The sequence below is a fragment of the Paenibacillus sp. N119s genome (assembly GCF_059447605.1).
In genome coordinates this window covers 1-766 of the sequence record NZ_JCAJRU010000475.1, presented here as the reverse complement: position 1 = coordinate 766, position 766 = coordinate 1, and the positions used below count along the sequence as shown (strand labels likewise).

At 54.7% G+C, this 766-nt stretch carries 1 pseudogene; it reads left to right on the top strand.

Going from position 1 to position 766, the window contains the following annotated elements:
- A pseudogene (locus AC5V8P_RS25845) lies at window positions 1-766 on the top strand (WIAG-tail domain); the annotation flags it as partial.

Sequence of the window (766 nt, the reverse complement as noted above, 5' to 3'; positions counted from 1 at the left end):
CGACCGATGCATTACAGGATGCGTCCGTTACATCCGATAAATTGGCGGATGAGGTCGTGACTGCTGCCAAAATATCTCCACATTCCGTACAGCCATGGCATATCACGGATGAAGCGGTGCAGGCCCATCATTTGGCAGAAGAAGTCGTTCAGTCGAGCCATCTGTCACCAGAATCTGTTACCTCAGCTCACTTGCAGTCTTCGGCTGTACTGGCGAGCCATCTGGCTCCAGATAGCGTGTCTAGTCGTGCGCTACAAGCGGAAAGTGTCACCTCGGAGAAGTTGGCAGCCCACTCGGTGCAAGGAACGAATCTGGCGGAAGGCAGCGTGGGTCCTTCACATTTGTCTGCACAGTCGGTGCACACCCAGCATTTGGCGGCCGGAGCAGTACAGGACACAGCGCTGGCCGAGGGAGCAGTGAAGTCGGTACACATTGCCTCGGAATCGATCCAGCCGCACCATCTGCACGCTGGAACCATTCAGGGTGAGCATATTGCATCCCGGGCCATATCGACCGATGCATTACAGGATGCGTCCGTTACGTCTGATAAATTGGCGGATGAGGTCGTGACTGCTACCAAAATATCTCCACATTCCGTACAGCCATGGCATATCACGGATGAAGCGGTGCAGGCCCATCATTTGGCAGAAGAAGTCGTTCAGTCGAGCCATCTGTCACCAGAAAGTGTCACCTCAGCTCACTTGCAGTCTTCGGCTGTACTTGCGAGCCATCTGGCTCCAGATAGTGTGTCCAGTCGTGCGCTACA